This is a genomic window from Lactobacillus xujianguonis (assembly GCF_004009905.1).
Classification (GTDB): domain Bacteria; phylum Bacillota; class Bacilli; order Lactobacillales; family Lactobacillaceae; genus Lactobacillus; species Lactobacillus xujianguonis.
In genome coordinates, this window is sequence record NZ_ML136946.1 from 1 (window position 1) to 1,147 (window position 1,147).

At 52.4% G+C, this 1,147-nt stretch carries 11 tRNA genes and 1 rRNA gene; all 12 read left to right on the plus strand.

Annotated elements, in window-relative coordinates:
• Nucleotides 1-8 precede the first annotated feature (8 nt).
• Nucleotides 9-125 (plus strand): 5S ribosomal RNA (rrf, locus tag EJK17_RS11245).
• Between the two features lie 7 nt (nt 126-132).
• A tRNA-Val gene (locus EJK17_RS11250) sits at nt 133-205 on the plus strand.
• A 4-nt stretch (nt 206-209) separates the two neighbouring features.
• Nucleotides 210-282, plus strand: a tRNA-Lys gene (locus tag EJK17_RS11255).
• A gap of 12 nt (nt 283-294) precedes the next feature.
• Nucleotides 295-376, plus strand: a tRNA-Leu gene (locus EJK17_RS11260).
• A 25-nt stretch (nt 377-401) separates the two neighbouring features.
• Nucleotides 402-474 (plus strand) — tRNA-Thr (locus EJK17_RS11265).
• Nucleotides 475-485: 11 nt separating this feature from the next.
• Nucleotides 486-557 (plus strand) — tRNA-Gly (locus tag EJK17_RS11270).
• Nucleotides 558-567: 10 nt separating this feature from the next.
• Nucleotides 568-653: transfer RNA gene (locus EJK17_RS11275), tRNA-Leu, on the plus strand.
• A 9-nt stretch (nt 654-662) separates the two neighbouring features.
• A tRNA-Arg gene (locus EJK17_RS11280) sits at nt 663-736 on the plus strand.
• 6 nt (nt 737-742) lie between these two features.
• Nucleotides 743-816: transfer RNA gene (locus EJK17_RS11285), tRNA-Pro, on the plus strand.
• Between the two features lie 26 nt (nt 817-842).
• A tRNA-Met gene (locus EJK17_RS11290) sits at nt 843-916 on the plus strand.
• Nucleotides 917-927: 11 nt separating this feature from the next.
• Nucleotides 928-1,001: transfer RNA gene (locus EJK17_RS11295), tRNA-Ile, on the plus strand.
• A gap of 22 nt (nt 1,002-1,023) precedes the next feature.
• A tRNA-Met gene (locus EJK17_RS11300) sits at nt 1,024-1,097 on the plus strand.
• Nucleotides 1,098-1,147: the final 50 nt, after the last annotated feature.

Sequence of the window (1,147 nt, forward strand, 5' to 3'; positions counted from 1 at the left end):
GAAAAGAGTGCGGTGGCGATAGCAAGAAGGATACACCCGTTCCCATGCCGAACACGGAAGTTAAGCTTCTTAACGCCGAGAGTAGTTGGTGGGAGACTGCCTGCGAGGGTAGGTAGCTGCCGTGCTCAATATGGAGGATTAGCTCAGCTGGGAGAGCATCTGCCTTACAAGCAGGAGGTCACAGGTTCGAGCCCTGTATCCTCCATATCGAGTCGTTAGCTCAGTTGGTAGAGCAACGGACTTTTAATCCGTGGGTCGAGGGTTCAAGTCCCTCACGGCTCATGACCCTATATTGCGGGTGTGGCGGAATTGGCAGACGCGCTAGATTTAGGTTCTAGTGTTTTCGGACGTGTGGGTTCAAGTCCCACCACCCGTATTGCCAACCACATATTGACATTTATGCCGATTTAGCTCAGTTGGTAGAGCATCTGTCTTGTAAACAGGGGGTCGTACGTTCAAGTCGTATAATCGGCATTATATATTATGCGGAAGTAGTTCAGTGGTAGAACATCACCTTGCCATGGTGGGGGTCGCGGGTTCGAATCCCGTCTTCCGCTTTCATTACCTGCCGGGGTGGCGGAATTGGCAGACGCACGGGACTTAAAATCCCGCGGTTGGTTTCAACCGTACCGGTTCGACTCCGGTCCTCGGCATATAATGATGCGCCCTTAGCGCAACTGGATAGAGTGTCTGACTACGAATCAGAAGGTTGAAGGTTCAAATCCTTCAGGGCGCATGTTAACGGGAAATGGCTCAGTTTGGTAGAGCACCTGGTTTGGGACCAGGGGGTCGCAGGTTCGAATCCTGTTTTCCCGATTGTAATCTACTGGTTACAAATTTATGGCGGTGTAGCTCAGCTGGCTAGAGCGTCCGGTTCATACCCGGGAGGTCGAGGGTTCGATCCCCCCCGCCGCTATTTGTAAGCTTGGACCTTTAGCTCAGTTGGTTAGAGCAGACGGCTCATAACCGTCCTGTCGTAGGTTCGAGTCCTACAAGGTCCATTAGGACGCCTATAAAAATTATCGCGGGATGGAGCAGTCTGGTAGCTCGTCGGGCTCATAACCCGAAGGTCGTTGGTTCAAATCCAGCTCCCGCAATTTGGTCCATTGGAGCAGTGGTTTATCTCGCCTCCCTGTCACGGAGGAGA